Source organism: Devosia sp. SL43, assembly GCF_021729885.1.
Classification (GTDB): Bacteria; Pseudomonadota; Alphaproteobacteria; order Rhizobiales; family Devosiaceae; genus Devosia.
In genome coordinates this window covers 1,630,238-1,655,171 of the sequence record NZ_CP063401.1, presented here as the reverse complement: position 1 = coordinate 1,655,171, position 24,934 = coordinate 1,630,238, and the positions used below count along the sequence as shown (strand labels likewise).

Sequence of the window (24,934 nt, the reverse complement as noted above, 5' to 3'; positions counted from 1 at the left end):
AAAAACGCAAATATTGCGTAATAGGCAACCCTAGGGCTCAACCGTGGCAATCCAGAGACGTTCGAACCAGGCTGATATCGCGGAACGCCTCGGCGTATCTGTGAGCACGGTGTCGCGCGCGCTGGCCAACGAGATTGGCATCAGCGATGCGGTCCGGCGTGACGTGCAACGCATGGCGCGCACGCTGGGCTACAAATCCAAGCATACCACGGCGGCGGTGAGCGGGGATAAGCGCGCGGTGGCCCTCGTGCCGCTGGGGAGTGCGACCAGCGGGCTGTCAGGTTTCTACTTCGGCATTGTCGAGGGTATCAGGCAACAGGCGGCGGAGGCCGGCATGGTGCTCGATGTGCGGCTGGTCAACGAGTCAGTGGTGACGCTCGACATGATCCGCAAGCAGATCGCGCAGGCCGATGCGGGTGGCGTGCTGCTGGCCGGTATCGATGCCTGGGATGAGCTGGCGGACTGGTGTGCGGCCGAGGAAATCCCGGCGGTGCTGGTCAATGGCAGCGATCCGCAGATGCGGATCAGCTCGGTTTCGCCGGCCAATTTCTATGGCGCCTATCGGGCGACACAGCGGCTACTCGACGCCGGGCATCGGCGGATTTTGCACTATACGCATCGCTATCGGCCGACGATTTTGCAGCGGCAACGCGGCTTTGAGGCGGCGATTGCGGCAACGCCGGGCGCTGTGGGGGTGATCGTCAATACCGCCGAGCGCAAGACCGGCGAATTGCTGGCCGATATCCTTGCCGGCAAGCATGACGTGACGGCGATGTTCAGCTGGAACGATATCGCGGCGGTGGAGATGCTGGAGGGGCTCTATGGCCCGGAAAGCCCGCTGCAGCCGAGCTTTTCGATGATCGGCTTCGACGATCTGCCGATCGCCAGCATGGCGACGCCGCGGCTCAGCACGATCAGGGTGGATCGCGAGGCGATCGGCCGTGGTGCGGTGCGGCTACTGGCGCAGCACATGGATGGCGAGGCCGCGATACAGCAGCTGGAAGTGGGCGTGAGCATGGTGCCGGGCGAAACGGTTTTCACCGTCCAGACGATGGCGACCCGCTGACATCGCGCTCCGTGGGCGATCATTCGATCCACAGCCCCATTTCGTCAAAAGTGATAGCGGGCCGCTGGCGTGAGCGTCACCAGTTGCACTTTTCCGACCCCTACGCCTTTGGCATTCCAATGCAATATGAACAAATTTGCGTAAATTGCGTGATTTGCGCGAAATACTTGCGCTGGTGCAAAATGTGAACTAGCTTTCCGGAACTGGCGAAGATCAAGAGACCGCTTCACGCGGCAGGATCGACTGGCGTGGGAGGACTGTTTTGGAACTTCGGCGATGGAATGTTCGGCACGTCAGGCAGGTGCTCGAAAGCGCACCTGACTTTGTGCCGTTTCCACGCGGCGAGGGTTCCGGCACGCAAGCCATCCGGACCAAGGTTGGTCAGTCGGCCATCGACGATCTGCTGCGCCGGGCGCGCACCGATATGCTGGCGCCCATCCCGGCGCTGCCGGCCAGCCTCTATCTCGAATTCCTGCGAACCGGTCGCCGCGAGGGCTACGAAGACGCCCAGCGCGCCCGCCGCAACATGCTCTATCGCCTGACGCTGGCCGAATGGTTGGAGCGCAAGGGCGAATTCGTCGATGCCATCGAGACCCTAGCCTTTGCCCGTCTGGAAGAGACCAACTGGGCCTGGCCTGCGCATGCCCGAACGCTCGACCTGCCCAATCATCCGACAGTCGACCTGGCGGCGGCGATGACGGCGCTCGATCTGGCGGAAATGGATTACCTGATCGGCGATGCGCTATCGCTGTCGCTGCGGGCGCGACTGCGCAGTGAGGTCGACCGCCGCACCATCTTGCCGTTCCTCGAGCGCAACGACCATTGGTGGCTGCATACGACGCCGGCCAAGCAGGTCAACAACTGGACGGCGGTCTGCATCGCCGGCGTGGTCGGGGCGGCTTGCTATCTCGAAACCGATCTTGATCGGTTGGCCAATATCATCACGCGCGGGCTGCATAGCCTTGCCGACTATCTCGAAACCTTCGACAGCCAGGGTGGCTCGTCGGAAGGGCCCGACTATTGGTCCTATGGCTTTGGCAACTATGTAGTGCTGGCGCAACTGCTGCATGCCCGGACCGGCGGCCAGATCGACCTGCTTGATGGCGCGCAAATCCGCGATATCGCCCAGTTTCCGGTGCGCACCGTGCTGACACAGGGCGTCTGGACGAGCTTTTCGGATTCCGACAGCAATCCCAGCTTCCACCCGGGTCTGCTGACCCATCTGGCCGAGCGGCTGGACCTGCCCGCGCTGACCGAACTCGGGATGCGCAACGACTTCAACGTCGATCACTTCAACCAGTTCGTCTGGCCGCTGCGGCAGTTCGCGTGGCCACTGCCGGAGCGCAATGTGGCCTTCGGCGGCACAGCGCATGACTGGTTCGCCGACATGGCCTGGATGATCTCGCGTCTCGACCCTGATGATCCGAAGTCGCTGCGGCTGGCGGTCAAGGGCGGGCACAATGACGAGATGCACAATCAGAACGACGTCGGCTCGCTGATCGTTGTCAGCAAGGGCAAGGTGGTGCTGACCGATCCCGGTCGCGGCCGCTATTCCAAGGCCTATTTCGGACCCGAGCGCTATTCCAACATCTTCGCCTCGTCGCGCGGCCATTCGGTGCCCGTGGTCAACGGCTTCGAGCAGACGGAAGGCGCCGATCATGCCGCCAGCGTGCTGCGTCATTCACACGATGGATCGCAGGATCTGCTGGAGCTGGACATGGCCAGCGCCTACCCAGCAGAGGCAGGCCTTTCGACGCTGCAACGGAGTGTGACCCTCGATCGTGCCGGGTCGGGCCGGGTGTTGGTCGAGGATCGCTTCGCCTTTGCGGCAGCCGACGGGCAGTTTCAATCCGTGCTGGTAACGCCGCTGGCGGTCGCGACCGAAACCAATGCCGTCGTCATCGGCGACGCCGATGGCGGCGTGCGCGTCGACTTCGATGGCGCGACCCTCGAGGTGTCGCTCGACCAGCACCGGCAGATGGAAAAGCAATACCAGCCTGCCGTCGACCTAACTCGCGTGGTGTTCACCCCCCGGCAAAGCAGCCGGGAAGGACGCCTCGCGCTCGCAATCTCGCCGCTCGCATGAGCGCGGGTGCTGCTCGCTGAGCAGGACTATCGCGGCACCGGCAATGAGGAACAGCCGGACGCCAGATGTAACCGCCGGGGCAACCGCTTCGGCACAGGGAGGACTACAATGAGGAAAGACAATTTCTTCGGTTTGAGCGCAGCAGTGGCCGTGGCGGCCATGATGGCTGCGGCCGGGCCGGCGCTTGCGCAGCAGCAATCGCCGACGCTCGACGAACTGGTCACCAGCGGCGCGCTGCCGCCGGTCGCGGAACGCCTGCCGGTCAATCCGATGGTGGTGGAAGGCGACAGCGTCGGCAAGTATGGCGGCACCTGGCGCATGGGCCTGAATGGTGGTGGCGACAACGGCCTGATCGTCAAGACGGTGGCCTATGACAGCCTGATCCGCTTCGATCATGAGTGGAAGACAGCGGTCCCGAACCTTGCCGAGAGCTGGGAGGTCAACGCCGATGCCACCGAGTTCACCTTCAAGCTGCGCGAAGGCGTGAAGTGGTCCGACGGTACGCCGTTCACCACTGCCGACCTGGCCTTCGCGGTCGAGATGTATCAAGACCCGGACTATGCCGCCGGCAGCTGGATCGACAACAAGAACAATCCGGTGACGCTCGAGGTCATCGACGACTACAATTTCATCTTCAAGTTCGGCAAGCCGAACGGCATGTTCATCGAGACGCTGGCTGGCGTCGATGGCATCCACATCACCTCGCTGCAGAAGGCCTATTGCAGCCAATTCCACCCGACCTACAACGAAAACGCCGCTGCCGAGGCGGAGGCTGCTGGCTTCTCCAGCTGGGCACTTTATCTGCAGGACCGTTGCGCCTGGGGCTGGGAAACTATCCGCTACGCCAACCCCGACCTGCCATCGCTTAATGCCTGGGTGATCGAGACGCCGCTGACGGCTAATGCGCAGCGCGTCACCTGGACGCGCAATCCCTATTACTGGAAGACCGACGTTGAGGGGAACCAGCTGCCCTATATCGACAATCTCGATATGCGGGTGAGCCAGGGTGGTGTCGAAGAGCTGACGCTGGCCGCACTCAACGGCGAGATCGACTTCCAGGAACGCCACATCGCCACGACCACCAACAAGCCACTATTTTTCGACGGACAGGAAGCGGGCGACTATCACCTGGGTGAAGTGATCCCGTCGGCATCCAATACGCTGGTGCTGCAGCTCAACCTCAACCACCTCGATCCGGTCAAGCGCGAGCTCTACCAGAACAAGGATTTCCGCATCGGTATTTCCCACGCCATCGACCGGCAGGAAATCATCGACGTGGTGTTTACCGGCCAGGGCGAACCCTTCCAGGTCGCGCCGCGCCCCGAGTCCACCTTCTATGATGAAGAGCTGGCCAAGCAGTATACCGAGTTCGACCCCGATCTTGCTGCGCAGCATTTCGAAGCTGCCGGCCTGACCGAGCGAAACGGCGACGGCATCTACCTGGCGAGCGACGGCAATCCGGTCAAGATCACCGTCGACGTGATTTCGGCGCTGCGTCCGGAATGGATCGACATGCTCGAAATCATGCAGCTGCAGCTTGCTGCTGCCGGTGTCGAGATCGAGCTGAACAATATCGACCGCACGCTGTTCTACGAAAAGCGCCCGGCCGGTGAGTTCGACGCCCAGGTCTGGGCTGGCGACGGTGGTATCGAGGCCCTGCAGGAGCCGCGCTACTACTTCCCCTTCAGCGATGAATCGGTCTGGGCCTATCGCTGGGCACAGTGGTTCAACGGGACACGTCCTGAAATCGCCGAAGAGCCGGTTGACTGGGCCAAGGAGCAGATGGACCTCTACAACCAGGTCCGTGCGGCAAGCACCCCCGAGGCGCGTGCCGAGCTGTTCAACCAGATCCTGGCCATCACCAAGGAGCAGTTCCCGGTCATCGGGGTGAGCCTGATGCCGAACTCCTATTCGATCATCCGGAACAATCTCAAGAACGCGCCGGAATCGATGTTCAACGCCTGGCTGTTCCCGACCCCGGCGTCGATGGACCCCACGGTCTGGTACTTCGAATAAGCGGGATTTCCTCCCACCCCGCTCCCTCTCTCCGCGGTGCTTGCCGCCGCGGAGAGACCCCTAACATCAGGGACAGGCTCTATGGTCGGCTTCATCATTCAACGCTTCATCGCCATGCTGCTGACGCTGGTGGCTGTGTCCATCGTGGCCTTCGCCATCATCCAGCTGCCGCCGGGCGACTACCTGACGAGCTATATCGCGGCCCTGTCTGCCACGGGTGATCAGGTCGACCCACGCGTCATCGAAAACCTGCGCATCCAATATGGCTTGGGCGAGCCCTTCTATGTGCAATACTTCAAGTGGATATCGGGCATCGTGCAGGGCAATTTCGGCCATAGCTTTGAATGGAAGCGCCCGGTCTGGGAGCTGATCTGGGGCCGGCTGGGCTATTCGATCCTGCTCGAGGGCCTGGCGGTCATCGTGATGTGGTTCGTCGCGCTGCCCATCGGCATCTATGCGGCGGTCCGCAAATATTCGCTGGGCGACTATCTGGCTACCATCGGCGGCTTTATCGGCCTGGCCGTACCAAATTTCTTCTTCGCGCTGATCCTGATGTATCTTGCCTTCACCTGGTTCGGCACCACGCTGGGCGGGCTGTTCTCGCCCGAATTCGAAAATGCGCGCTGGAGCCTGCCGCGCGTCTGGGATTTCCTGACCCATGCCTGGGCCCCGATCCTGGTGCTGTCGATGGCGGGCACGGCGGAGCTGATCCGCATCCTGCGTGCCAACCTGCTCGATGAGCTCAAGAAGCCCTATGTCACTACTGCCCGGGCCAAGGGCCTGCCGGAATGGAAGGTCGTGCTGAAGTATCCCGTGCGGCTGGCGCTCAATCCGCTGGTTTCGACCATCGGCTGGCTGCTGCCGGCGCTGGTCTCGGGTTCGGTCATCGTCTCGGTGGTGATGAACCTGCCGACGGCCGGACCGATGCTGCTGCGCTCGCTGACCACGCAGGACATGTATCTGGCCGGCGCGATCATCCTGCTGCTGAGCGTGTTGACGGTCATCGGCACACTGATCTCGGACATTCTCCTCGCGCTGATCGATCCGCGCATCCGCTACGGGAGCAAGTGATGGCGACCGAGACCATGCATGTTCCCCTGTCCACCATGCCCGCCAAGCGCTCGCGCGAGAGCCAGTTTGGCCTGATGTGGCGCCGCTTCAAGCGGCATCGGCTGGCGCTGGTCAGCCTGTGGATCGTCGGGCTGTTCTATCTGGTGGCGCTGCTGGCTGAATTCATCGCGCCGGTCGATCCATCCCATTACAGCGCCCGCTATACTTACGCGCCGCCGCAGGGCCTGCATTTCTTCGCCCAAGAGGAAGATGGTTCATGGCATGTGGGGCCGTTCGTCTACGGCTATAAGACCGAGATCGATCCGGTGGCTTTGCGGCGTACCTTCGTGATCGACGAGACAGTGCGGCTGCCGGTGACCTTCTTTGCCGAGAGCGAGCCCTACAAGCTGGCCGGCATCATCCCGATGTCGATCAAGCTGATGGGCGTCGAGAACCCGCGCGACCCATTCTACATCCTCGGCGCCGACCGACTGGGTCGCGACCTGTTGAGCCGGCTGATCCACGGCACGCGCATTTCGCTCAGCATCGGCCTCGCGGGCGTCACGCTGAGCCTGTTCTTCGGCATCATCATCGGCGGGTTCGCGGGCTATTATGGCGGCTGGTTCGACTCTGCGGTGATGCGGGTGGTCGAGTTCATCCGCTCAATGCCAACCATTCCGCTGTGGCTGGGTCTGGCGGCGGCGATGCCGAAGGACTGGTCGGCGCTACAGACCTATTTCGCCATCACGCTGATCCTCAGCCTGATCGGCTGGACCGAGCTGGCACGCGTGGTGCGCGGGCGGTTCCTGAGCCTCAGGACCGAGGACTTCGTCACGGCGGCGCAGCTCGATGGGGCGAGCGACTGGCGCATCATCACGCGGCACATGGTGCCCAGCTTCATGAGCCACATCATCGCGGCGGCGACGCTGGCGATACCGGGGATGATCCTGGCGGAAACGGCTCTGTCGTTCCTCGGGCTGGGCTTGCAGGCCCCGATCGTCAGCTGGGGCACGCTGCTGCAGGACGCGCAGAATATCCGCACGCTGGCGAGTGCCCCGTGGCTGCTGACGCCGGGCATCTGCGTGATCGTCATTATTTTGTCGATGAACTTTTTTGGGGACGGGTTGCGCGATGCGGCTGATCCTCATGGGCGGTAGTTCGATGTTTTCACTCGTACCTGGCTTGCCGAAGAATACCCCCCTCCGAGCGCCGCTAGGCGCTGTGCGCCAAGCTTTGCTTGCCTCCCCCACAAGGGGGGAGGTGATCTCCACTCGCTCGCAATATCCTGCCACGTCCACAAGGTTCACCCTCCCCCTCGTGGGGAGGGCAAGCAAAGCTTGGCGCGCAGCGCCTAGCGGCGCTCGGAAGGGGGGGCGCGGTGCTTCCAACGGCGCAGGAGTTGCCGCATGACCAAACCCATCCTGACCATTTCCGACATGTCCATCGTGTTCTCGTCGCCAGACGAGGCCGATATCGAGGCGGTGCGGCAGGTCGACCTGACGCTGACGCCGGGCAACACCCTGGCGCTGGTCGGCGAGAGCGGCTGCGGCAAATCGGTGACGGCGCGCGCCGTGCTGCGGTTGCTCGACAAGAATGCGGACATCCGGACAGGGTCGATCGTGTTTTCGCCCGAAGACGAGCGGCCGACCGATATTGCCAAGCTCAGGCAGGACAGCCTGCCGCTGCGGGCTATCAGGGGCAACCAGATCTCGATGATCTTCCAGGAGCCGATGAGCTCGCTGTCGCCGGTGCATACGATCGGCGACCAGATCGACGAGATGATGATTTTGCATGAGGGACTGAAGCCTAAGCAGGCCCGCGAGCGGACGGTGGCGCTGCTCGACCAGGTCGGAATACCGGGCGCGCGGGAGCGGGCGGATGCCTATCCGTTCCAGCTTTCGGGCGGGTTGCGGCAGCGCGCGATGATCGCCATGGCTTTGGCCTGCACGCCGCAATTGCTGATTGCCGATGAACCGACCACGGCGCTGGATGTGACGACGCAGGCGCAGATTCTCGATCTGCTGCGGCAATTGCAGGCAGATTTTGGCATGGCCATGCTGTTCATCACCCATGACCTGGGCGTGGTGGCCGAAATCGCCGACGAGGTGGCGGTGATGTATCTGGGCGATGTGGTGGAGCAGGGCAGTGTGTTCGACGTGTTCGCCCGGCCCAGCCACCCCTATACGCAGGCGCTGATGAGCTCGATCCCGAAGATGGCGCGCAAGGCCGACCGGGTGCGGCTGTCGCCGATCAAGGGCACCGTGCCGGCACCGAAGGACAGGCCGGTGGGCTGCGCCTTCACCAGCCGTTGTCCCCATGCTTTCGAGCCCTGCGCAACGGTGCGGCCGGAGCGGACCGATGTCGGCAATGGGCATTATGCGCGCTGTCACCTGCTGACGCGCCAGCCAGTGGAGGCGGTGGCATGAGCACGCTGCTGAGTGTGGAGCACCTCTCCAAGCATTACGTTCTGTCTGGCGGCTGGTTCGGAGCCGAGCGGCGGCTCGATGCGCTGACCGACATCAACCTGACGGTGGAAGCCGGCGAGACGCTGGCTATCGTGGGTGAAAGCGGCTGCGGCAAGACCACTTTGGGGCGCTGCATCATCCAGGCGCAGCCGGTCAGCGAGGGCAGGGTGACCTATCATCCCAAGGCCGGCGGCGACGTGGAACTGACGGCACTCAGCAAGCGCGAGATCAAGCCGTGGCGGCAGGATATCCGCATGATCTTCCAGGATCCGATGAGTTCGCTGAACCCCAATATGCGGGTCTTCGACATCGTCGCCGAGCCACTGCGTATCCACCGGATATGCAAGGGCAAGGAACTGGAAGAGCGGGTGATTTCGACGCTGGAAAAGGTCGGCATACCGGCTGAAGCGGTGGGGCGGTATCCGCATGCGTTTTCGGGTGGGCAGCGGCAGCGCATCGGCATTGCCCGGGCGCTGGTGCTGGACCCCAAGCTGGTGATTGCCGACGAGGCGGTATCGGCGCTGGACGTGTCCATTCAGGCTCAGGTGCTGAACCTGCTCGAAGACCTCAAGGCCGAGTTCGGGCTGACCTATATCTTCATCAGCCATGACCTGGGCGTGGTAAACTACATCGCTGACCGTGTGGTGGTTATGTATCTTGGCCATGTGGTGGAAAATGCGCCCACCGAAATGCTGTTCGAGCGGCCGCGCCATCCCTACACCGAACTGCTGCTCGAAGCCCTGCCAATCGCCGATCCGCTGCGTCGCAAGGGGCGGAAGAAGGAAGTGCGGGGCGAAATCCCCTATCTCGGCAATCGCCCGGTCGGCTGCCCGTTTCATACGCGCTGCAAATATGCCGAAGACAAGTGCCGCACCGACAGGCCCGAGCTGCGGGCCATCAACGGCACGGCCCAGATGGCCGCCTGCCACTTTGCCGAGAAACTGGATCTGAAGGGCGCCTACGACGATGCGCCGACGAAGGAATTTGCATGACTTACGATCCCGTCACCGCCAATCCGCTGCATGGCAATCCGCTCAAGACCCGCGTCGACGTGGAGAAGGCGCTGCATGACCTGTTCAATCCGGTGCTGCCATTCTTCTCGGAAGGTGGGGCGCGGGTGCGGCTCGACGCAGCCGGGGCCCATTTTGACCGAGCGGCGGCTGACCTCGAGGGCTTTGCCCGGCCGTTGTGGGGCCTGACGCCGCTGGCGGCGGGTGGCGGCGCGTTCGACCACTGGGAGCTGTATCGCCGCGGGCTGGCCAATGGCACCGATCCGGAGCATCCGGAATATTGGGGCACGGTCAATTCGACCGACCAGCGCATGGTGGAACTGGCGGCCATCGGCTTCACCATGCGGATGGTGCCACAGCATGTCTGGGAGCCGCTGCCGCAGCGGGCCAAGGACAATCTTGCCGCCTATCTCAAGCATGCTCGCAAGTTCGACTATGCCGACAACAACTGGAAGTTCTTCCGCATCCTGGTCGATCTGGGGCTGGGGGAGTGCGGCGTCGAGTTCGACCGGTCATTGACCGAGAAATATCTCGAGGAACTCGACGGCTTCTATCTCGGCGATGGCTGGTATCGCGACGGCAATGTCCGACGGATCGACCACTACATTCCTTTCGCCATGCACTTCTACGGCCTGATCTACGCCAAGCTGGCGCGTGGCGATGACAAGCGCGTGGCCGCCTACAAAGAGCGGGCGACGCTGTTCGCCAAGGATATCCGCCATTGGTTCGACGAAGATGGCGGCACGCTCGCCTTCGGGCGGAGCCTCACCTATCGGTTCGCCTGTGGCGGCTTTTGGGGCGCACTGGCCTTCGCCGACCTTGAGGCTTTGCCCTGGGGCGAAATCAAGGGCCAGTTCATGCGCCACCTCCGCTGGTGGGCCGACAAGCCGATCGCCAATCGCGATGGGATTTTGTCGATCGGCTACGGCTATCCGAACCTGTTCATGTCCGAGAGCTACAACTCGGCCGGCTCGCCCTATTGGGCGCTCAAGGCCTTCCTGCCGCTGGCGCTGCCGGCCGATCACCCATTCTGGACGGCGGAAGAGACGCCGGCCGTCACCAGCAAGAAGCCCATTCCGCTGAAGCAGCCCGGCATGGTGATGCAGCATACGCCAGGCAATGTGGTGGCATTGTCGAGCGGCCAACAGAACTGGCAGATGCGGCACGGCACCGAGAAATACGCCAAATTCGTCTATTCCAGCCGTTACGGTTTTTCGGTGGAAGTGGACGAGCGCAACTACAATGGCGGCACTTTCGACGGTGCACTGGCCTTCTCGGATGATGGGCGGCACTATCGTGTGCGCGAAACCAACGAGGTCGCGCAGATTGCCGAGAACACGCTGTTCGCCAGGTGGAAACCGTGGAGCGATGTCGAGGCCGAGACCTGGTTGATCCCGGCCAATCTCTGGCATATCCGGGTGCATCGGATCACCACGCCGCGCGCGCTGCATGCGACCGAGGGTGGGTTTGCCATCGCGCGCGCCGACCTTAACGCCGACGCCTATATCGACGAGCCGGGCCGCGGCGTGGCCAAGAGCCCGACCGATATAAGCGCGATCATCGATCTTGGTGGCAAGCGCGAGGGGCGGGCGTTCCGCGCCTATCCTAATTCCAACCTCATTGTCTCCAAGACCATCGTGCCGCAATTGCGGGGCGATGTGCCTGCCGGCACGAGTGTGCTGGTGACGGCCGCAATGGCTTTGCCAGCAGGTGCGGAGGCTGAGGCTGCCCTGGCCAATCCGCCGCACGCCCCCGATATTGCGGCTCTGGAAGCCCTGTTCGCCCGCGAGGGCATTGATGTCAGCGCCATCCTGGTGCCGGAGCGGTTTTGATGCGTCCCAAACTCGCCTTCGCCCTTGCGGCGGATCGCACGAAATATGTCTTTGACGCCGAAGCGCTGGCGCGGCTGGCTGACATTTGCGACATCGTGCAGACCGAGCCGCTGGGGGAATTCACCAGTCCGGCCGCGCGGGCCGTGCTGGGGCAGATCGATATTCTCGTCACCGGCTGGGGTTGCCCCATGGTGACGGCGGAGGTGGTGCGCGCGGCGCCTAATCTCAAGCTCATCGCCCATGCGGCGGGGACGGTAAAATATACGCTCGATCCGGCGGTTTATGCCGCCGGGATCGTGGTGACGCATGCGGCCGATGCCAATGCTGTGCCGGTGGCCGAGTTCACGCTGGCGGCGATCATTTTCGCCAACAAGCGCGTGTTCGAGCTGCGCGACCGCTATCGGGCCGATCCGGCGCGCCGCAGCAGCTACGCGCTGATGGACGAGCCAATAGGGAATTACCAACGGACGGTGGGCCTGGTCGGCGCCTCGCGCATCGGGCGAAAGGTGGCCAGGATGCTGGCCGCCTTCGACTTCAAGGTTCTGCTCAGCGATCCCTTCGTTCGACCGGGCGATGCGGTGCTCGAAGGGGCAGAACTGGTGGAGCTCGATACGCTGATGGCGCGGTCGGACGTGGTGTCGATCCATGCACCGTCGCTGCCGTCGACCAAGGCGATGATCGGCTCGCGGCAGCTCAAGCTGATGCAGGACGGGGCGGCCTTCATCAACACCGCGCGCGGCGCAGTGGTGGACGAGACGGCGCTGATTGCCGAATTGCAGACCGGCCGCATCCATGCGGTGATCGATGTGACGGACCCCGAGATTCCGGCGGCAGATTCGCCGCTCTATAGTTTGCCCAATGTGTTCCTGACGCCGCATGTGGCGGGGGCCGTGGGGATGGAGCGGTTGCGGCTGGGGCAGATGGCGGTGGATGAGGTAGAGCGCTTCGTGAAGGGCGTGCCGCTGGAATTTGCGGTGGAACCGGCGCTGCTGGAGCGGCTGGCTTAGCCTGTTTGGTATTTGGCACGATGGTGCCCAACCACAACGCGGCACCTCCCCCTTGATGGGGGAGGGTGGGAGGGGGTGCGAGAGCCCTGATATTGGAGCCACCCCCCACCCTTGATCCCTCCCCACAGAGGGGGAGGGTGACGACTGAGATATCGTGCCGTCCAAAGCCATTTGCCTGGAGAGAGTTTAATGGACAGCTATCGCACTCCAGAACAGATCGACCACGAAGCCCGCCTGCAGTTCTTGACTTGGGATCGTACGCAAGCAGACATCGACTCCCCTGACCACCGGGCGCGGCAGGCGCATCTGGCGGGCGTGGCGGGAGCCAGTTTCGCGCCGACGGCCTTTGTCGCGGCGGAGGCGGCGATCTTCACGACGCATCTGGTTCTGGGTGAACACAGCTGGATCGCGGGTCATGCGCTGGTGCGGGGCGACGTGGAGTTTGGCGCGCATACCACGGTCAATCCCTATGCGATGATTTCGGGCAAGGTGCGTTGTGGCGATGGCGTGCGGATTGCCAGCCATGTGTCGATCGTCGGGTTCAACCATGGCTTCGACGATCCCACACAGCCGATCCACAAACAGAAGCATGAGACGCTGGGCATCACCATCGAGGACGATGTGTGGATCGGCGCCAATGCCGTGGTGCTTGATGGCGTGACGGTGGGCAGGGGCGCAGTGGTTGCGGCCGGTGCTGTCGTCAGCAGGGACGTGCCGCCGTTGGCCATTGTCGGTGGCGTGCCGGCCAAGGTGGTGCGCTATCGCGGGCAATCGGGCAAGCGCGATGCGGTTGGCGCGCTGGGTCGGCTGGGCGGTGCGGCGGCGGCGCAGTGGCCCGAGGTGCTGGCGCGCTATCGCGAGGACGGCGAGTATGTATCGCGCGAGGCTGACGGCACAGCGCGGCCCAGTGCGCGGCATCGCAATGATGCCATCGAGATCGCGGCGGGTTTCGGCGGCGTGCCCGAGGGGCTCGATGTCGCGGCGACGCTGGCGGAGTTGCAGGCCATGCAGGACCCGGTCACGGGCCTATTCCCCGATCCGCACCGACCACCGGCAGCGGGCCAGGCGATGCGGGACGAGGGGCTGGCGCTCTACAACGTGCTCTCGGTGGGCTATGCCATCGAGGTGCTGGGCGGCAAGCCGCTGTACCCGGTATCGGCGGTCGAGCTCGACGCGCCGGCGCTGTGTGCATGGCTCGAGGAGCTCACGTGGCGCGAGCGGGCCTGGGGCGCGGGCGCGGCGGTCGATGCGATCGGCACGGCGCTCTACTACAATGCGCGGTATTTCTCGACCGGACGGACGCGCGAGACCCTATTCGGCTGGCTGGCGCTGAAGCAGGACCGGGCGACCGGTTTGTGGGGCTCGACAACAGCCGACGAGGGGCTGCTGCAGCCGGTCAACGGCTTCTACCGGCTGACGCGCGGGACCTATGCCCAGTTCGGCCTGCCGGTACCCAATGCCGAGCGGGCGATCGACTCGGTGCTGCTGAACTATCGCAATTATGGCGGGTTCTCTGGGCGGACCTACACGGCCTGCAACCTGCTCGACACTATCCATCCACTGCTGCTGTGCCTGCGGCAGACCGACTATCGCCGTGCGGAGGCGGAAGCCATTGCGCGGGCGGTGATTGTGCGGGCCGAGGAGCGATGGGTGGGCGGACAGGGCTTTGCCTTTGCCGATGGGCAGGATGCGAGCCTGCAGGGGACCGAGATGTGGTTATCGGTGGTGCATCTGGCGGCGGAGCTGCTGGGGATTGCGGACGAATTCGTGTTCGTGCCCAAGGGTGTGCATCGGACCAAGGCAGTGGGGCTGGGACTATGAAGAAAGCCCTCGTTGTCTGGGGCGGGATGGAGCTGCATACGCCGGAGCGGGGCGCCCATGTGGTGCGCGAGCTGCTGGAGGCGGAAGGCTTCGCCGTCACCGTGACGCCGGACTATGACGCACTGGGCGCCGAAGATGTCGGCAGCAATGATCTGGTCGTGCCTGTGATCACCGATGGCACGCTGGCGCCGGAGAAGATGAACAACCTCGTTGCGGCCGTACGGGCGGGGACGGGGCTGGCGGGTTATCACATGGGGCTGGCGACGACCTTCCGCGCCAGCGTGCCCTTCCGGTATATGGCCGGTGTTTACTGGGTGCAGCATCCGGGAAACATCATCACCTACCGGGTGGACGTGGGCGACAACCCGCTGCTTGAGGGTATCGAGAGCTTCGAGCATACGAGCGAGCAGTACTACCTCAACTACGATCCGGCGGTTGAGGTGCTGGCGACGACGCGGTTTTCCGGTGAGTTTCATCCCTGGCGCAAGGATGTGGTGATGCCGGTGGTGTTCACGACCATGCATGACCAGGGGCGGGTGTTTTACTCGTCGCTGGGGCATACGGCGGATGAGCTAGCGGGCGGGCCGGTGCGGGAGATATTGCGGCGCGGGCTGGTTTGGGCGGCGCGGTAGAGTCTTTGCGAAGAGGTACCCCCACCTAACCTCCCCCTGAAAAAGGGGGAGGGACATATCGGGGCTTGCCGAGATCGAACCCCATCCACCGGCCGGTCCCTCCCCATTTTCAGGGGGAGGTTAGGTGTGGGGGTATCCTTCCTTACTTACTGCTGCTGCGCCGCCTCCGCCTGACGCCGCAGCACCTCCGACTCCGGCAGTGCATTCGCATACGCCAGCTCGCGATTGGCCCTCGCCCAGAAGCTGGGATGAACCTTGTCCAACAGCGCCGGATCGGACGGCGTCAGCCCCAGCCCGGTGCGCGTCGCTTCATCAAGATACATCACCGCATTCTGCCGGTACCAGGCGGGGATCGCCTCGTCAGTCCAGATGGCGGGGCGGATCACATCATGTGCGGAGTAACCGTGGACGGCGAAGAGCCGTGCCCACCAGGAGTGCCATTGCTCATTGATATGGGCGACGCCGCCCTGGCCGGGGATGGCGGCGCTGAACAGGATGGCTGGCGCCAGGGCGACCAGGTCGGCAACGAAACTCTCGGCGCGGGCCGAGGATAGATGCTCGCCGACTTCCAGCGAGATGGCGAGGTCGACGCGGGGGCCGGTGAAGCGCTCTTCGAGATCCTGCGGGGCGAAGACGATCCTGGCATCGTCGAGCATACCAGGCTTCACCCAATCTCCCTCGATTCCGAAGGCGGTCCTAGCACCCAGTTCGAGTGCTGCAGCGAGCCAGGTGCCGGTGCCGCAGCCGATATCGGCGACGCTGGCGCGGGGCAGGCCAGATGGCAGTGTGCCGAGGATGCGACGGGCGGCGTGGGCGGTGTGGGCGCGGCGGTTCTGGTAGAAATCGGTGGGGTAGAGCGGGGCGGTCATATCGGCGGAACCTTGGACGAGGGAAGTCGTTCTTGGGGCAGCGTCGAACCCAATCACCGGAGATGACAAATGGCTACCGAAAAGACCTTGGACGACCTGTTTCTCGATACGCTCAAGGACATCTACTATGCCGAGCGGCAGATCGTGAAGACCCTGCCGAAGATGGCCAAGGCGGCGACCTCGCCGGAACTGAAGGCGGGCTTCGAGCAGCACCTCGAGGAAACCGAGGGCCATGTCGAGCGCCTGGAGCAGATTTTCGAGCTGCTGGGCAAGCCGGCTCGCGGAAAGACTTGCGACGCCATCCTCGGGATCATCGAGGAAGGCAAATCGATCATCGAGGAATTCAAGGGCACTGTGGCGCTCGATGCCGGGCTGGTGTCGGCAGCGCAGGCCGTTGAGCACTACGAAATCGCCCGCTACGGTACGCTCAAGACTTGGGCGACTCAGCTTGGTCACAAGGACATTGCCGCGCTGCTCGATGCGACGCTGCAGGAAGAAGTGGCGACCGACAAAAAGCTGAGCCAGGTGGCGACGGCCAACGTAAACCAGAAGGCGGCGTAAGACCGCCGCGGGCGCGAGTTCCGGCTCGCGCCCATTTTCGGGTGGCAGGATGCGGAAGAATTCTGACGTGGCCGAGAGCATCAGGCGAACGGCCTATTTCCTGTGGGAACAGGATGGCCAGCCGGACGGGCGGTCGTTCGATTATTGGCTGCGCGCCAAGGACATGTTGCTGCGGCAGATGGCCTATGACAAATGGCTGGCCGACGGCACGCCGGTGGATCGGGCCGAGGAGCACTGGCGCGACGCGGCGGGAGAAATCGAGGGGAAATGAAAACGGGCCCAGATGGGCCCGTTGGTTTGTGCTGAATGCGCCGGATCAGTCCTTGGCGCGTTCGACGTAGGAATTGTCTTCGGTCAGGATCACGATGCGGGTGCCGACGCCGATATGGGGCGGGACCATGACCTTGAGGCCGTTGTTGAGCACGGCCGGCTTGTAGGACGAGGAGGCCGTTTGGCCCTTCACGACCGGCTCGGTCTCGACGATCTCGAAGCTGAGGCGCTGCGGCAATTCCATGGCGACGGCACTGCCTTCGAAGGTCTTGAGGTAGACCTTCATGCCATCCACGAGATAGGCCTTCTGCTCGCCGATGACGTCTTCGGAGACGGTGATCTGCTCGAAGCTGACGGGTTCCATGAAATGGTGCCCCTCGCCATCGGAATAGAGATAGTCATACTCGCGCTCGTCGACATCGGCCTTCTCGACCATCTCGACGGTGCGCCAGCGGCCGACAACCTTCACCCCATCGGACATGCGGCGCATGTTGACGTTGGTGATCGAGTTGCCCTTGCCGGGATGGACGTTTTCAGCCGTGAGGATGATGTGGAGGTTGCCGTCCTGCTCGACGACATTGCCCTTTCGCAGCGAGGAGGCGATGACCTTGACCATTATTCTTCCTTGTTCAAACGAGGGGCGCGTCGTAGAGGCAGGGCCGTCGTGCGCGCCGAAATAGCTATTCGGTGCGCCAACTACCCTATCTGAGCAAAAATCGCCAGCCCGCTCGATGCGCCAGATCATAAAGGTCACATGAGCAAGCAAGACCTCCAGCATGCTGCCTCTCTCTGGTGGACCCCATCGGTTCATGCCGACCGGCGGCCGATCCTATTGGCACGCGGAAGGATCGAGGCGGCATTACGGGAATATCTCGCGGCGCGGGACTTCCTGATGGTCGATCCGCCCGGATTGCAGCGCTCACCGGGCAACGAGACCCACCTGCATGCATTCGGCACGAAAATGATCGGCAATGACGGGGTAGGGCAGGCGATGTACCTGCATACCTCGCCCGAATTCACCATGAAGAAGCTGCTGGCGGCCGGCGAACGACGGATCGCCAGCCTGCAGCATGTTTGGCGCAACAGGGAGCGTAGCGCGCTGCATCATCCTGAGTTCACCATGCTCGAATGGTATCGGGCGGGCGAGCCGTTCGAGGCAGTCATTCGCGATTGCCTCGCCATGCTGAAGCTGGCGGCCGAGGCGGCGCGGAGCAAGCTGCTGCGGTTCCGCGATAGGGAATGTGACCCATTTGCCGAGGCAGAGCGGCTGAGCGTGGTGGAGGCATTCCAGCGCTATGCCGGGATCGACTTGCTGGCCACGATGGATACTGAAGGCGCAACCGACGGCGAGGCACTGGCGGAGCAGATGGCTTCGCTTGGCATGCATGTGCCGGAGGATCTGAGCTGGAGTTACCTGTTCAGCCTGATCCTGACCGACAAGGTGGAACCCAAACTCGGCATTGGCCGGGTGACAGTGCTCGATCGCTATCCGGCGGCCGAGGCGGCGCTGGCGCGGCGCGCGGAGGATGATCGACGGGTTTCGGAGCGCTTCGAGCTCTATGCCTGTGGCGTGGAGCTGGCCAACGGGTTTGGCGAGCTGACCGATGCCGGCGAGCAGCGGCGGCGGTTTGCCGCGGAAATGGCGGAGAAGGAGCGCCTCTATGGCGAGCGCTATCCTGTTGATGAGGACTTTTTGGCGGCGCTGGCATTGATGCCGGAGGCGAGCGGGGTGGCACTGGGGTTTGACCGGCTGGTGATGCTGGCGACGGCGGCGCCGCGGATCGAGGCGGTGCTATGGGCGCCGGTGGCGGAATGAGTCTTCTTTCGTCACCGCACCATCAGCCGTCACCCTCGGGCTTGACCCGAGGGCACTATACTTGCCTGACGATTGTTAAGTGCAGTGCCCTCGGGTCAAGCCCGAGGGTGACGATCGGTGGGTGGGGGACTTAGTGCTCATAAAGACCGCCAGGGACTTAGTAGACGCTGGTCTGGTCGCGGATGCGACGGGACTTGATGCCGTGGCCGCGAAATATGCCATCGGCATTACGCCGGCCGTGGCTGCGCTCATCGATGCCGACGATCCGACCGACCCCATCGCCCGACAATTTGTGCCCAGCACGCGCGAACTGATCACCACCCCGGACGAGCGTGCCGACCCGATCGGCGACCTGACGCATTCGCCGGTGGAGGGGATCGTCCATCGCTATCCGGACCGGGTGCTGCTCAAGGCGGTGCATGTGTGTCCGGTCTACTGCCGGTTCTGCTTCCGCCGCGAAATGGTGGGGCCGCAGGGGCTGGGGACGCTGACGGGACCGGAACTGGATGCGGCGGTGGGCTATGTCGCCGAGCATCCGAAAATCTGGGAAGTTATCCTGACAGGCGGTGATCCGCTGGTGCTGTCGCCAAGGCGGTTGCGTGAGCTCATGGAGCGGCTGGCCGCCATCGAACACGTCAAGATCGTTCGGTTTCACACCCGCGTGCCTGTGGTGGAGCCGGAGCGGATCGACGCGGCGATGATTGCGGCACTGAAGGCCAGCGGCAAGACGACCTATCTGGCAGTTCATGCCAACCATCCGCGCGAATTCTCGCAGGATGCACGCGCAGCGATCGGGCGACTGGTGGATGGTGGGATTGCCCTGATCAGCCAATCAGTGCTGCTCCGGGGCGTCAATGACGATGTCGAAACGCTGGCAGCGCTGATGAAGGCTTTCGTCGAGAATCGGGTGAAGCCCTACTACCTGCATCATCTCGACCTGGCGCCGGGAACCAGCCATTTCCGCGTTGGTATCGCGGAAGGGCAGGCACTGGTGACGGCACTGCGCGGACGTATTTCTGGCCTGGCGCAGCCGACCTATGTGCTGGACATTCCTGGTGGGCATGGCAAGGCCGATATCGGGGCGGCGTCGATTGTTGGTGGCGACGGGTGCTTTACCGTGCGCGACTGGCAGGGTGGTGAACACTCATATCCGCCCAAGCACGACATCTGATTTTGACAGGGCTGGGCTAGCGTTAGATAAGGCGGTCACATGCCTGTGATTGCCCTTATCCTGTTTTCGATAGAGCTGTTCTGATGTCTTCCCTTGATCTTACTTTGCCCAATCGATCGCTCCAGCTTGCACCCAAGCCATTCTCGTTGCCGGCCGCGTTTTTGTTCACGGTGGTGGTCATGTCCGCCCTGTTCGGCTTCTGTGCATGGTGGCAAGGGCCGGGGCTGTGGCGGGATTGGCAGATCAGCCAGAACCCGCAGCATCTGCCCAATGGGCAGGTGCTGGATGGCGAATGCTCGACGCGTCGCGGACTGACCGACTGCGAGGCCCACCTGGTCTACGACTATAACGGGCAAGCCTATGAGGCTGACGTGTCATTGGCCTTTGTCGATTTTTCCAGCGGTGACTATGAGGTCGAGGTGGTGGTGTCGCGCGACAAACCTGAGCTGGCCACGATCAGCCTGGGGCTCGACATGCTGTGGAACCGGCTGATTGTCTTCGCACTGTTAATGCTGCTGTTTGGCGGCGGTACGATCGGCATGATCGTGGCGGGGCTCAAAGCAATGGCGGCCAATCGTGCGGTCGCCACGCCTGGTCGGCTCACAGTGGTGCCGGTGGAGGTGATCGAGCAGCGCAACGGCTATGTCAGCTATGTCGACCACAACAAGGGACCCAAGTCGCGCCGGACGACGCGGACACGGCTTGGCCGCGGGCAGGAACCGCTGATGGCGGTGAGCTCGGATGGCAGGACGGTCGGCGTCGCGGTGGTGTCGGAACATTGCAATGTCCCGGTGCTGCTCGATCGCGCCCTGGAACGGATCGACCTGACGGAGCGGGAGCGCGACGCTGTCTATGCCACGCTCGATGCGCAGCAGAGAGCGCCCGAGGTGGTCGAAAGCAAGGGCAAGGGCGGCCCCAATATCTGGCGCGGTGTCCTGGGTGGCTTGGGCGTTCTGCTGCTGATGCTGATCGGCGCGGTGGGGTATTGGCTCTACTACGTCACCAGCGGGCCTGACGCGTTCGACTCGGTGGGTATGGAGATCAACAACATCATGCCCGAGGCGATCAACCTGTGGGGGTGCACTCAGCTCGAGGCGCGCTTCGGCGACAGCAATGCGCCCTATGGCTGTACGGCGAGCGACTATATGAGCTGGAAGACGGTGCAGCCGAGCAAGATCAAGTCCTAAGGTGTCAGGCTATCGCGGGGCGTTTGATGCCGAAGGTCAAGGCGAGTTCGGCATAGGCTTCTGACAGGGCATAGGCGTCGACATTGTCGTCAGCAGTCAGGGGCGCGACGTAGCGTTTGCCCTGGTAGTGGAAGACGAGCAGCGCGCCGCGCCATTTCTGAATGCGCTGCCATGCGTACGCATCGCGAAGCGGGCATGTGAAGCCGCGCGGAAAGCCCGGAAAGCTGCGCAGATCGACATGCAGGGTATCGCCGATGCAGTAGATGCGCTTGACGATGTGGCGGTCGATCAGCTTGGGCAACTGGGACAGGAGGCCAATCCAGGCCGCATAGAAGAGCCCCGCGATGAAGCCGCCGAGGTGGTTGGGTTCGCCGATCGTGGGGAGCAGGATGACGAGGGCAATGAGCGCGCAGAGCATGAATGACACGACGGCGCGCGGGCCGGTGGCGTAGAGCTGGATGTATTTTTCGGCGGCGAAGAGACTGCCCACGGGCCTCCTCCTGTAATGGGAGAAGATTAGGGCTCGCCAGATGAACGAGGGATGTACAGGCGCTAAGCCTGCTCCAGCGCCCGACCCGCCGGGAATATACCCGACATCACGACGAATCCTGGGATGCGGCGGACGCGGTCGGTCCAGCGGCGGAGGGCGGGGTAGTCCTGGCGCCCAATGCCGCCTTCCTCGCTCAGCATGACATAGGGGAAACAGGCGATGTCCGCCGTCGTCGGGTGCGCGGGCGAGCACAGCCAGTCACGGCCCATCTTCTCGCCGAACCACAGGTGCTCGTCCATCAGACGGAAGATGCGGTGGGCGCCCTTCTGGGCCTTCTCGATATCGAAATCGTAGAAGAAGCCGAGAGCCAGGCGCGCGGCGGAAGCTGTTGAGGTGATGTCATCGGCGACGGCGTGCCAGCGCAGGACTTCTGATGTCACGGCCGGATCGTCGGGGAACCAGAGGCCGGTCTCGTCGTATGTCTTCGCTAGATAGGCGAGGATGGCGCCGGAATCCGATAGGATCAGCTCGTCGTCCTTGAGCACGGGGAGCTGGCCGAAGGGATTGAGGCGCAGGAACCAGTCGGCCTTGTGCTGGCGGCCCGGATAGAAATCGACCGGGATGATGTCGCAGCGGAGCTTGAGGATGCTCATCAGCAGGCGGAGCTTGTAGCAGTTACCCGACAGCTCGAAGTCGTAGAGGGTGATCATGGGGTGGTCTCATCCTCGATTTGGTTACGTCCACCGCACGGCACCTCCCCCTCGATGGGGGAGGTTGGGAGGGGGTGAAGGGAGCCCCGATATCGGTGCCACCCCCCTCCCTGACCCTCTCCACAGAAGGGGAGGGTGTCGACTGATCCGTTCGTGAAAGCGCTCATCATCATATATCCAGCACCAGTCTGGCCGACTTCGCCCGGCTCACACACGTCATCATGCAGCTGTTCGACACTTTCTCGGACTTGTTGAGATAGACGTCCTGGTGGTCGACCTCGCCTTCCATCACCCTGGTGAGGCAGGTGCCGCAGGCGCCCTGTTCGCAGGAACTGGGGACGGTCAGGCCGGCTTCGCGCATGACTTCAAGGATGGTCTTGCCCGAAGGGATATGGAGCGTCATGGCAGAGCGGGCGAGTTCGACGTCGAAGGCCGAGCTGTCGTCGATGACCTTGTCGTTCTTGAAATACTCGTAGTGGATCGACTCTTCCGGCCAGCCCTGGGCGGCGGCGGTGTCGCGCACGGTTTCGAGCATGGCCGCGGGGCCGCAGACATAGACGTGCTGGGCGAAGGACCATTGGCCGAGCGTCGTGGCGATGGTGGTGCCGATCTGGGCGCGGGGCAGGCCGGTATGGAGGATGACCTTGCCGTGCAGGGCTTCGAGGTCGCCGCGGAAGGCGACCTGTTCACCGGCACGGGTGAAATAGTGCAGCTCGTACGGGAGGCTGGATTTGTCGAGGAAGCGGGCCATCGACAGAAGCGGCGTGATGCCGATGCCGCCGGCGATGAGCACTGACCTGACAGCGTCACGCCTGAGCGGAAAGTTGTTGCGGGGCTCGGAGATGGAGAGCAGGTCGCCCTCGCGCACGGTTTCGACCAGGACCTTTGAGCCGCCCTTGGAGGCGCTCTCCTGCTTGACGCCGATGATGTAGCTCATCAGCTCGCCCGGGCCGTTGGTGAGCGAATACTGGCGCGTCATGCCATTGGGCAGGTGCACGTCGATATGGGCGCCGGGCTGGAAAGTGGGCAGGTGGCCATCCCTGGCGGCCAGTTCGAAGCCGATGACGCCATCGGCGCTGGTCCATTTGCGCTTGACCACCACGGTGATGGTGTTGCCGCGCGGAATGGCGATATCGGGCATGGTGGCGAGATCGGCCGAGACCTTGTCGAAGGCGGGCTGGAGCGGGGTGGGGGCTGGCTTCCTGGCGGCTAATCGTTCGAGGCGGTCGCGGAGTTTGCTTAGGGTTTCGTTGTTGCTGCGCAGCGTGGCCAGGTCGGGCTGGGTCGACAGCAGGCCACGGATGACGGCGCGGCTGGCATCGACGGGCTGGACGAAATAGTAGGTGCCGCCAAAGCGGATGGCGAGGCCGGGCAGGATGTCGGCCGGCTGATCGTCTGGAGCGAGGCGGGCGATGGCGGCGAGGACATCCTCGGGGGCGGCGTTGACGGGCATGGGGCGGAGCGGGAACCAGTCGTAGCCCTCGGCGCCGGCGAAGGGGCGGAAGGGCTGGTCGTCATTGGCGGCGGACCAGATCAGACCGTAGGCCTCGCGCACGGGGTAGGTGCGGTTTTCGATGCGGCGGGCCGGGGCATCAGCGGGGTGGGCCGGGATATAGGTGCAGCCGGCGGAGCGGTTGGCATAGCGCCAGCCGTGATACTGGCACTTGAGCTCGCCGCCTTCGTTGATGCCGATGGAAAGGCGCACGCCGCGATGAAGGCACCGGTTTTCCCAGACATTGACGTTGCCGTCGTCGGCCCGCCAGACGGCGAGTTCGCGACCGAGCAACTGGCCCTGGTAGACGTGGCGGAAGGGAAGATCTTCCGAGCTGGCGATGGGGTACCAGGTGGGGTCTGAAAGCGAGAGCGTCATGCAGTCATCCGAGGAGTATTGGATCGCGCCACGATCGGATGAGGTCGGTATCAGCGGGCCTTGGCGTACGAGGTCCGCGGCATTGGTTCAGCTCGCGACGGGAATGACCCCGTAGGTGATGCCCTTCTGGCTCAGCCATCTCCGGTAGGCGATGGCGGATTTGTCGGCGCGAATCGGGGTTTCCGAGCGCGGGTCGAGAGGCAGGCGCTTGGGGAACTGGTTTTCGAGGATGGGCTTGTCCTGGCCAAAAATGGTCTGCTGGAAACGGCGCAGGTCGGTGATGGTGGAGGTACTGTCGATCATCGACTGCAGCAGATGGGCGCGGCAGCGTTCCTCGGTCATGGGCTGGAGGAAGATGGCGATGACGTCGCGGCGGTCGGGTGCCTCGGGCGAGGATTTGTAGAGCACCGAGCAGAAGGGATGGGGGACGCGGTAGACATATTCGACTTCCATGCCCTCGGTGGCCGAAAGCGCAGCACGCGGCTGGAAGAATTTGCAGCGTGTGGCGAGGACTTCGTCGCGCTCCTCGGAGACCTCGACGTCGTATTCCTTGACCTCGGTATGCGGCTCGGCACCCAGGATATCGGTGTGGACATAGGGGAAGTGGCCCATGTCGAGGAAGTTCTCGACGGCGCGAGGGGCCGAGACGTGAATGCCGATGGAGCCGCAGCTCATGTTGACGCGGTCGGCTTCGGCATATTCGGGGATGGGGAAGAGATCGGCCGGCGGATTGCCGAGGCTGGTCCAGATGTAGCCGTAGCCAGTCTTGACCGGCAGGCGGTCGAGGATTGTGTCGGGGTCGATCTCGTCGCCCTGTTCCTCGTCGGTGCGGAGCCATACGACGGGGAGGCCATCGGCGTCGCGGGTCAGGGCGAGCCTGGTATCAAGCAGGAGGGTGGTTTCGACGACGCCGACGGGGATTTCATCGGTGGCAGCGATGACCTGCCAGAGGTCGCGGGTGATGGGGTCGATGGCGGACATGATGTTCTCAACTGTTGGGGTGAG

22 protein-coding genes are annotated in these 24,934 nt (G+C 63.4%); 16 read left to right on the top strand and 6 right to left on the bottom strand.

Going from position 1 to position 24,934, the window contains the following annotated elements:
* The first annotated feature begins 43 nt into the window (after nt 1-43).
* The 11 genes from IM737_RS08125 to IM737_RS08075 all read left to right on the top strand — a co-directional run bounded on the left by IM737_RS08125 (nt 44) and on the right by IM737_RS08075 (nt 14,985).
* Nucleotides 44-1,066 carry a LacI family DNA-binding transcriptional regulator gene (locus tag IM737_RS08125; protein ID WP_236899418.1) on the top strand — a complete coding sequence of 341 codons (1,023 nt, stop codon included), beginning with the start codon at nt 44-46 and terminating at the stop codon, nt 1,064-1,066.
* Nucleotides 1,067-1,328: 262 nt separating this feature from the next.
* The gene (locus IM737_RS08120; RefSeq protein ID WP_236899417.1) at nt 1,329-3,152 is read left to right on the top strand and encodes a heparinase II/III domain-containing protein; all 1,824 of its coding nucleotides are present in this window, start codon (nt 1,329-1,331) and stop codon (nt 3,150-3,152) included.
* Between the two features lie 108 nt (nt 3,153-3,260).
* Nucleotides 3,261-5,168 (top strand): ABC transporter substrate-binding protein, encoded by a 1,908-nt coding sequence (locus IM737_RS08115; RefSeq protein WP_236899416.1) that lies wholly within the window; start codon nt 3,261-3,263, stop codon nt 5,166-5,168.
* A gap of 81 nt (nt 5,169-5,249) precedes the next feature.
* The gene (locus IM737_RS08110; RefSeq protein WP_236899415.1) at nt 5,250-6,239 is read left to right on the top strand and encodes an ABC transporter permease; all 990 of its coding nucleotides are present in this window, start codon (nt 5,250-5,252) and stop codon (nt 6,237-6,239) included.
* Nucleotides 6,239-7,375: an ABC transporter permease gene (locus IM737_RS08105; protein ID WP_236899414.1), complete on the top strand. Its 1,137-nt coding sequence runs from the start codon at nt 6,239-6,241 to the stop codon at nt 7,373-7,375. The genes IM737_RS08110 and IM737_RS08105 overlap by 1 nt, the downstream gene beginning before the upstream one ends.
* A gap of 249 nt (nt 7,376-7,624) precedes the next feature.
* Entirely contained in the window at nt 7,625-8,644 is a 1,020-nt protein-coding gene (locus IM737_RS08100) for an ABC transporter ATP-binding protein (RefSeq protein ID WP_236899413.1), read from the top strand.
* Complete coding sequence (locus tag IM737_RS08095) at nt 8,641-9,675, top strand: ABC transporter ATP-binding protein (RefSeq protein ID WP_236899412.1); 1,035 nt, start codon at nt 8,641-8,643, stop codon at nt 9,673-9,675. The genes IM737_RS08100 and IM737_RS08095 overlap by 4 nt, the downstream gene beginning before the upstream one ends.
* Nucleotides 9,672-11,525, top strand: a complete 1,854-nt coding sequence (locus IM737_RS08090) for a DUF2264 domain-containing protein (protein WP_236899411.1) — start codon at nt 9,672-9,674, stop codon at nt 11,523-11,525. Before IM737_RS08095 ends, IM737_RS08090 begins: the two co-directional genes overlap by 4 nt.
* Complete coding sequence (locus IM737_RS08085) at nt 11,522-12,532, top strand: hydroxyacid dehydrogenase (RefSeq protein WP_236899410.1); 1,011 nt, start codon at nt 11,522-11,524, stop codon at nt 12,530-12,532. The genes IM737_RS08090 and IM737_RS08085 overlap by 4 nt, the downstream gene beginning before the upstream one ends.
* 189 nt (nt 12,533-12,721) lie before the next feature.
* Complete coding sequence (locus IM737_RS08080; RefSeq protein ID WP_236899409.1) at nt 12,722-14,353, top strand: acyltransferase; 1,632 nt, start codon at nt 12,722-12,724, stop codon at nt 14,351-14,353.
* Nucleotides 14,350-14,985: a ThuA domain-containing protein gene (locus IM737_RS08075; RefSeq protein ID WP_236899408.1), complete on the top strand. Its 636-nt coding sequence runs from the start codon at nt 14,350-14,352 to the stop codon at nt 14,983-14,985. The genes IM737_RS08080 and IM737_RS08075 overlap by 4 nt, the downstream gene beginning before the upstream one ends.
* Before the next feature lie 146 nt (nt 14,986-15,131).
* Here the strand turns inward: IM737_RS08075 and IM737_RS08070 are convergent, their stop codons facing one another.
* Complete coding sequence (locus IM737_RS08070) at nt 15,132-15,854, bottom strand: class I SAM-dependent methyltransferase (protein WP_236899407.1); 723 nt, start codon at nt 15,852-15,854, stop codon at nt 15,132-15,134.
* A 69-nt stretch (nt 15,855-15,923) separates the two neighbouring features.
* Here IM737_RS08070 and IM737_RS08065 point away from each other — a divergent pair, with 69 nt between their 5' ends.
* Together IM737_RS08065 and IM737_RS08060 are read left to right on the top strand one after the other, a co-directional pair.
* Nucleotides 15,924-16,415, top strand: a complete 492-nt coding sequence (locus IM737_RS08065; protein ID WP_236899406.1) for a YciE/YciF ferroxidase family protein — start codon at nt 15,924-15,926, stop codon at nt 16,413-16,415.
* 49 nt (nt 16,416-16,464) lie between these two features.
* The gene (locus IM737_RS08060) at nt 16,465-16,686 is read left to right on the top strand and encodes a DUF2934 domain-containing protein (protein WP_236899405.1); all 222 of its coding nucleotides are present in this window, start codon (nt 16,465-16,467) and stop codon (nt 16,684-16,686) included.
* 45 nt (nt 16,687-16,731) lie between these two features.
* Here the strand turns inward: IM737_RS08060 and efp are convergent, their stop codons facing one another.
* Nucleotides 16,732-17,301, bottom strand: a complete 570-nt coding sequence (gene efp / locus IM737_RS08055) for an elongation factor P (protein ID WP_236899404.1) — start codon at nt 17,299-17,301, stop codon at nt 16,732-16,734.
* Between the two features lie 138 nt (nt 17,302-17,439).
* Here efp and epmA point away from each other — a divergent pair, with 138 nt between their 5' ends.
* The 3 genes from epmA (at nt 17,440) to IM737_RS08040 (ending at nt 20,859) form a co-directional block, all read left to right on the top strand.
* Complete coding sequence (epmA, locus tag IM737_RS08050; protein ID WP_236899403.1) at nt 17,440-18,501, top strand: EF-P lysine aminoacylase EpmA; 1,062 nt, start codon at nt 17,440-17,442, stop codon at nt 18,499-18,501.
* 133 nt (nt 18,502-18,634) lie between these two features.
* Complete coding sequence (locus IM737_RS08045) at nt 18,635-19,672, top strand: lysine-2,3-aminomutase-like protein (protein WP_236899402.1); 1,038 nt, start codon at nt 18,635-18,637, stop codon at nt 19,670-19,672.
* Nucleotides 19,673-19,851: 179 nt separating this feature from the next.
* Complete coding sequence (locus tag IM737_RS08040) at nt 19,852-20,859, top strand: hypothetical protein (RefSeq protein WP_236899401.1); 1,008 nt, start codon at nt 19,852-19,854, stop codon at nt 20,857-20,859.
* Nucleotides 20,860-20,863: 4 nt separating this feature from the next.
* Here IM737_RS08040 and IM737_RS08035 read toward each other — a convergent pair whose 3' ends face one another.
* The 4 genes from IM737_RS08035 to IM737_RS08020 all read right to left on the bottom strand — a co-directional run bounded on the left by IM737_RS08035 (nt 20,864) and on the right by IM737_RS08020 (nt 24,910).
* Nucleotides 20,864-21,349, bottom strand: a complete 486-nt coding sequence (locus IM737_RS08035) for a hypothetical protein (protein WP_236899400.1) — start codon at nt 21,347-21,349, stop codon at nt 20,864-20,866.
* Nucleotides 21,350-21,411: 62 nt separating this feature from the next.
* Complete coding sequence (locus IM737_RS08030; RefSeq protein ID WP_236899399.1) at nt 21,412-22,059, bottom strand: glutathione S-transferase family protein; 648 nt, start codon at nt 22,057-22,059, stop codon at nt 21,412-21,414.
* Nucleotides 22,060-22,228: 169 nt separating this feature from the next.
* The gene (locus IM737_RS08025; protein ID WP_236899398.1) at nt 22,229-23,929 is read right to left on the bottom strand and encodes a Rieske 2Fe-2S domain-containing protein; all 1,701 of its coding nucleotides are present in this window, start codon (nt 23,927-23,929) and stop codon (nt 22,229-22,231) included.
* Between the two features lie 87 nt (nt 23,930-24,016).
* On the bottom strand, nt 24,017-24,910 hold the full coding sequence (locus IM737_RS08020; RefSeq protein WP_236899397.1) for an aromatic ring-hydroxylating dioxygenase subunit alpha: 894 nt from the start codon (nt 24,908-24,910) through the stop codon (nt 24,017-24,019).
* Between the last annotated feature and the right edge of the window lie 24 nt (nt 24,911-24,934).